5 protein-coding genes and 1 pseudogene are annotated in these 6,347 nt (G+C 74.7%); 3 read left to right on the top strand and 3 right to left on the bottom strand.

All coding sequences use genetic code 11. The features are described from left to right. Together MPTA5024_RS43020 and MPTA5024_RS44550 are read right to left on the bottom strand one after the other, a co-directional pair. Positions 1-266: pseudogene (locus MPTA5024_RS43020) on the bottom strand (hypothetical protein); the annotation flags it as partial. A 5-nt stretch (positions 267-271) separates the two neighbouring features. Beyond that, positions 272-1,639 (bottom strand): serine/threonine-protein kinase, encoded by a 1,368-nt coding sequence (locus MPTA5024_RS44550; RefSeq protein WP_051459086.1) that lies wholly within the window; start codon positions 1,637-1,639, stop codon positions 272-274. 184 nt (positions 1,640-1,823) lie between these two features. Here MPTA5024_RS44550 and MPTA5024_RS35940 point away from each other — a divergent pair, with 184 nt between their 5' ends. Together MPTA5024_RS35940 and MPTA5024_RS35935 are read left to right on the top strand one after the other, a co-directional pair. Next, positions 1,824-2,750 (top strand): 4-(cytidine 5'-diphospho)-2-C-methyl-D-erythritol kinase, encoded by a 927-nt coding sequence (locus MPTA5024_RS35940; RefSeq protein ID WP_036332503.1) that lies wholly within the window; start codon positions 1,824-1,826, stop codon positions 2,748-2,750. 12 nt (positions 2,751-2,762) lie between these two features. Then, complete coding sequence (locus MPTA5024_RS35935; protein WP_036332501.1) at positions 2,763-4,562, top strand: ABC-F family ATP-binding cassette domain-containing protein; 1,800 nt, start codon at positions 2,763-2,765, stop codon at positions 4,560-4,562. 32 nt (positions 4,563-4,594) lie between these two features. On the opposite strand, the gene MPTA5024_RS35930 is transcribed toward MPTA5024_RS35935, so the two are convergent. Then, entirely contained in the window at positions 4,595-5,614 is a 1,020-nt protein-coding gene (locus MPTA5024_RS35930) for an aldo/keto reductase (RefSeq protein ID WP_036332499.1), read from the bottom strand. A 140-nt stretch (positions 5,615-5,754) separates the two neighbouring features. On the opposite strand from MPTA5024_RS35930, the gene MPTA5024_RS35925 reads away from it, so the two are divergent. After that, entirely contained in the window at positions 5,755-6,345 is a 591-nt protein-coding gene (locus tag MPTA5024_RS35925) for a TetR/AcrR family transcriptional regulator (RefSeq protein WP_036332497.1), read from the top strand. Positions 6,346-6,347: the final 2 nt, after the last annotated feature.

Here is a 6,347-nt window from a genome sequence, read left to right as displayed (position 1 = left end):
GGGGCGAAGGGGTCGCCCGCCACCGCGTCGGCCGTACCGTCGCCGTCCAGGTCGGACACGGTCGCGCCGCCGCAGCCGCCCGCCGGGGGCGCGGCGGTCGCGCTCACCGCGGCCGTCGCTCCGCTCGGGCGCATGGAGATCGTCGCGCCCACCGAGGCTGTCTGCGCGGCTGTCGTGCTCTTCGTGGCCGTCGCGCCCGGCCAGGCCGGGACGAGCGCCAGGAGCAGCGACGCCCCGGCCGCCGCCCCTGCGAGCCGGGAGAACATCCGGCTCACGAGGCCGGCCCGAGACGCGCGGTGATCGCGGAGCCGCCGGCGACCACGTCGCCGCGCAGCAGGGCGGCCGTACGATCGCCGGGCAGGGCGTACCGCGCGGTCAGCACCACCATGTCCCCCGGCTGCACCGAGGCCGGCCGCGCGCCGTCCTCGGCCCGGTGGACGCCGCCCTCGTCGTCCACGAGATCCGGGGGCCCGGCGAGGTCGGCGGCTGCGCCGCCCATGTTGAGCACCCGCCAGGACACCAGGCAGGCCGTGGCGTCCCCGGACCTCCGGCAGGCGGGCCGGTCGACCACGACCTGGACGTCCCCGATCTCGAAGCGGCGGCCGACGTCGCTGTCGCGCCCGCCCGCGACGGGCGCGGGCCCGGGCCGCCCGGCCAGCAGCCCGACGAGCAGGCCGGCGGCGACGGCCAGGACGACCGCGGCCGCGATCGCCGCCGCCAGCCGCCCTCGCCGTACGCGGGAGGGGGGCGCGTCGCGCGGGGCCTCCCACAGCTCCTCGATGACCTGCGTGGCAGGCTCCTGGCGGCCGCCGACCAGAGCCAGCAGCAGGTCCTGGGCGGTCGGGCGGTGGCGGGGCTCGCGGTCGAGCGCCCGCCGCACGAGGCTGTCGAGCGGCTCGGGCAGCGACCCGAGGTCGGGCTCCGCCTCCAGCACGCGGTGGGCCAGGACCATCGGGTCGCCCTCGCCGAACGGATGGCGGCCGCTCCCGGCGTACGCCACGAGGCAGCCCCAGGTGAACACGTCGGCCGCGGGCGTCACCGGGCGGCCCTGGAGCTGTTCGGGGGCCCACCAGCCGGGGGTCCCGACGACCTCGCCGGTGCCGGTGTGCCGGGTGTCGTCGACGGCCCGGGACACCCCGAAGTCGATCACCCGCGGTCCCGACATCGACAGGATGACGTTCGCGGGCTTGAGGTCCCGGTGGACGAGGCCGGCCGCGTGGATCGCCGTCAGCGCGGCGGCCACGCCGAACGCGACCCCGTGCAGCGTGGCCCCGTCCAGCGCGCCGTGCGCCGCGATCCGCCGGTCGAGCGGAGCGCCGGGGATGTACTCGGTGACCATGTACGGCCGGCCGTCCGGCATCTCCCCGTGGCCGAGCACCCGGGCGGTGCAGAACGAGGCGACCGACCGGGCGTGCTCGACCTCGGAGCGGAAGCGTCCCGTGAAGCCGGGGTCGGAGGAGAACTCGGCCCGGATGACCTTGACGGCGACCGGCGGCCCGTCCTCGGCGGACGCGAGGTAGACCGTGCCCATCCCGCCCCCGCCGAGGCGGCCCAGCAGTCGGTGGCCGCCGATCTCTGCCGGGTCGCCGGCGGACAGCGGGGCGCTCGTCGGGATGTCGGGGTCGATGGGAGGCTCCACGGAAGGGGGGATGGACGCAACGCTACCGAGAGGTGTACGGCTTTCGCCCCCCTTTATGAGGATCTCTTGGCCGGTGAGGGGCGCGGATCCCGTTAGGCTCGGGTCCCATGGCTGGAGCGAACCGACGCGCCCCGGACGAGCGGGCGCCACTCCACGGCGGCCACGCCGCCCCGGGAGGGAACCGATGAGCGCGGTCACCGTGCGGGTGCCCGCGAAGGTCAACCTCCAGCTGGCCGTGGGCCCGCTCCGCGAGGACGGCTACCACGACCTGGTGAACGTCTTCCACGCCGTGTCGCTGTTCGACGAGGTCACGGCGTCCGAGCCGGCGGACGGGGACGCCGGGGAGGCGCCGCTGCGCGTCCGGGTCGAGGGCGAGTCGGCAGGCGAGGTCCCGGCCGGCGACGACAACCTGGCCGTGCGGGCGGCCCGCGCGCTGGCCCGGTGGGCCGGCCGCTCCTACCGGGCCGACCTGCTGATCCGCAAGTCGATCCCGGTCGCCGGCGGCATGGCCGGCGGCAGCGCCGACGCCGCGGCCGCGCTCGTCGCCTGCAACGAGCTGTGGGGGCTCGGCCTCCCGCTCGGCGACCTCATGGAGATCGGCGCCGACATCGGCAGCGACGTGCCGTTCGCGCTGCTCGGGGGCACCGCGGTGGGCACCGGGCGCGGTGAGCGGCTCACCCCGCTTCCGACCTCGGGCGTCTTCCACTGGGTCTTCGCGCTGGCCGGCGGTGGCCTCTCCACCCCCCGCGTGTACGGCGAGTGCGACCGCCTCAGGGAGGAGGCGGGAGGCCCGGTGCCCCGGCCCACGGCGAGCGACGACCTGCTGGCCGCCCTGCGGAAGGGCGACCCCCACGCGCTCGGCCGGGCCCTGACCAACGACCTTCAGCCCGCGGCGCTGGAGCTGCGCCCCGCGCTCGCGGCGACGCTGGACGCCGGGCGGGTGGCCGGCGCGCTCGGTGCGCTGGTGTCCGGCTCGGGACCGACCTGCGCGTTCCTCGCGGAGTCGGCCGAGCACGCCGCCGCGCTGGCGAAGTCGATCGAGGTCGCCGACGACTGCCGGTCGGCCGTGACCGCCTCCGGGCCCGTCCCCGGTGCGAGCGTGGCCGGATAGGCTTTACGCGCGATGAACCTGGTCAATCTGGAGTCGGTCTCCCACGCCTTCGGGCCCAAGCCGCTGCTGTCCGACGTGTCGCTCGGGCTGGAGCAGGGCGACAGGGTCGGCGTGGTCGGTCGCAACGGCGGGGGCAAGACCACGCTCGTCTCGATCATCGCCGGCGAGCTGAGGCCCGACAGCGGCCGGGTCACGCACACGCGCGGCCTGCGCGTCGGCCTGCTGTCCCAGCGCGACGACTTCGACCCCGTCGTGTCCGTACGCGATCTGGTGCTGGGCGGCCGGGCCGAGCACGAGTGGGCGGGAGACGCCGGGATCCGGGAGATCCTGGCCAACCTGCTCGGCGACATCGACCTGTCGTCCCCGGCCGGCGCGCTGTCCGGCGGGGAGCGCCGCCGCACGGCCCTGGCGAGGCTGCTCGTCGGGGAGCACGACCTGATCGTGCTCGACGAGCCGACCAACCACCTCGACATCGAGGCCATCGCCTGGCTCGCCGGCCACCTCGCCCAGCGCAGGTCCGCGCTGCTGGTCGTCACCCACGACCGGTGGTTCCTCGACGCCGTGTCCACCCGCACCTGGGAGGTCGTGGACGGCTCGGTCGAGCGCTACGAGGGCGGCTACGCGGCGTATGTCCTGGCCAAGGCCGAGCGCGCGCGGATCGCCGAGGCGGCGGAGCAGCGCCGGCAGAACCTCATGCGCAAGGAGATCGCCTGGCTGCGGCGCGGCCCGCCGGCCCGCACCTCCAAGCCCAAGTTCCGCATCAACGCCGCCGAGGCGCTGATCGCGAACGAGCCGCCCGCCCGGGAGACGGTGGAGCTGCTGGGGTTCGCCTCCGCCCGGCTCGGCAAGACCGTGGCCGACCTGGAGGACGTCACCCTGCACGCCGGCGGCCCCGGCGCAGGGCCGCTCGTCCTCGACCACTCCACGTTCCAGTTCGGCCCGGGCGACCGGATCGGCCTGATCGGGGTCAACGGCTCCGGCAAGTCGTCGGTGCTGCGCCTGCTGTCCGGCACGGTCGAGCCCGACTCGGGACGCGTCGTGCGCGGGAAGACGGTGCGGCTTGCGCACCTGTCGCAGGAGCTCGGCGAGCTCGACCCCGGCCGGCGGGTGCTGGAGACGGTCGAGGAGATCCGCAAGTACGTCCAGGTGGGCAAGAAGGAGTGGTCGGCCTCCCAGTTGCTCGAACGGCTCGGCTTCCGGGGCGAGGCCCAGTGGAAGGTGGTCGGCGACCTGTCCGGCGGCGAGCGCCGCCGGCTGCAGCTGCTGAGGCTGATCATGAACGAGCCCAACGTGCTGCTGCTCGACGAGCCGACCAACGACCTCGACATCGAGACGCTCACCGAGCTGGAGGACCTGCTCGACGGCTGGCCCGGCACGCTGGTGGTCGTCAGCCACGACCGGTACTTCCTGGAGCGCGTGGCGGACCGCTGCGTCGCCCTCCTCGGCGACGGGCGGCTGTCGATGCTGCCCGGCGGCGTCGACGAGTACCTCGAACGGAGGGCCGCGGGCGCGGCCCTGTCCGCCCGGGCCGCCGCGGCCGCCGACGCCCCGGCTCCCGTCCGTGACGCCGCCCCCGCCGACGGGCTGTCGGCAAAGGAGCTGCGCGAGCTGCAGAAGGAGCTCAACCGGCTCGAACGGCAGGTCGACCGGTTCTCGGAGCGGGAAACCAAGCTCCACGCAGCGATGGCCGACGCCGCAGGCGACTTCGAGCGCCTCGCCGCGCTCGACGCCGAGCTGCGGGACGTCGCCGCCCAGAAGGAGGCGGCCGAGCTGGAGTGGATGACGCTCGCCGAGCGACTCGACGGCCGCTAGGCGATCCCCGGGAGCCGTACGGGGGTGAGCGGTCAGCGCCGCCGCAGCGACGGGTCGAGCAGGGCGGGCGGGGCGTCGAACTTCTCGTGCGGGGCGAGGTCGGTGCCGGGAGGGACGATGGCGTCGATCGCGTCGAGCACGTCGGCGCTGAGCACGGTGTCCGCGGCGGCGAGCTGCGCGCGCAGGTGGTCCAGGGTGCGGGGGCCGATGAGCGCACTGGTCACGGCGGGGTGCGCGGTCACGAATCCGAGCGCGAGCTGGATCATGGTCAGTCCTGCCTCGTCGGCGACCTCGGCGAGCCGCTCGACGGCGTCGAGCCTGGCCCGGTTGTACGGCAGCGCGGTGTCGAAGCGTTCCGGCAGGATCGAGGAGCGGCTGGTGGTGATCTCCCGCCCCTCGCGGACCGCGCCCGACAGCCAGCCTGAGGCCAGCGGGCTCCACGCCAGCACCCCGAGCCCGTACCGCTCCGTCACGGGCAGCACGTGGGTCTCCACCCCGCGCTGGAGGATCGAGTAGCTGGGCTGCTCGGTGACGTAACGGCTCAGGTGGTGTTCGCGGGCGGCCCACTGGGCCTCGACGACGCGGTAGGCAGGGAAGGTCGAGGAGCCGAAGTAGCGGATCTTCCCCGCGCGCTGCAGGTCGGTCAGGGCCGACAGGGTCTCCTCGTCGCTCGTGCTGGGGTCCCACCGGTGGATCTGGTAGAGATCGACGTGGTCGACGCCGAGGCGGCGCAGGCTGTCGTCCAGCGCGGTGACCAGCCAGCGGCGCGAGCCGCCCCGATGGTTGCGCTCGTCGCCCATCGGCAGGCCCGCCTTGGTGGCCAGCACGATGTCGTCGCGGCGGCCCGCGATGGCCTTGCCGACCATCTCCTCCGACTCGCCGTCGCCGTATCGGTCGGCGGTGTCGATGAGGTTGATCCCGGCGTCCAGGGCGGCGTCGACGATGGCGACGGCCTCGTCGTGGGTGGTGCGCCCGATGGCGCCGAAGTTCATCGCGCCGAGCGCGAGCGAGCTGACCTGCACACCGGTGCGGCCCAAGGTGCGGTACTGCATGAGCGTGTCCTCCTACGTGGGGCGAGGATGCGCGGCCGGGTCCGGCGGCTCTGGCATCATGAGAAGCGGGACGATGTCCCGTTTCGACGATACGGGACAGTGTCCCGTTTAGCAAAGCCGGCAGTGGAGGGAGCGCAGCGATGGACGACGGCGACCGGGGCGCGGGGCGGACGGCGCGGCCCAAGCGGGCGGACGCCCGGCGCAACCAGGAGGCCCTGCTCGACGCGGCCGCCGCGGTCTTCGTCGAGTCGGGCGTGGAGGCGCCGGTGCGCGACATCGCGGCCAGGGCCGGCGTCGGCACGGCCACGATCTACCGCCACTTCCCGACGCGGGCGGATCTCGTCGTCGCCGTCTACCAGCGCCAGGTCGAGACCTGCGCCGAGGCCGGCCGGGCTCTGCTGGCGGACAGCCCGAGTCCGTTCGCCGCGCTTATGCGGTGGATCGACCTCTTCGTCGACTTCGTGGTCACCAAGCACGGACTCGCCGCTGTACTGCGGCCCGACAACGCCGACTTCGGCGCGCTGCACGCCTACTTCGTCGACCGTCTCGTACCCGTGTGCGCCCGGCTGCTCGACGCCGCGGCGGGCGCCGGCGAGATCCGCTCCGATCTGGACGCCTACCAGCTCATGCGGGGTATCGGGAACCTCTGTATAGGCGCGGACGGCGACCCCCGCTACGACGCGCGCCTGCTGGTCGGTCTCCTGGTCGCGGGGCTGCGCCAACCGCACTAGGG

It is taken from the genome of Microbispora sp. ATCC PTA-5024 (genome assembly GCF_000511135.2).
GTDB classification, from domain to species: Bacteria; Actinomycetota; Actinomycetes; order Streptosporangiales; family Streptosporangiaceae; genus Microbispora; species Microbispora corallina.
This window is presented reverse-complemented; position numbering and strand designations above follow the sequence as displayed.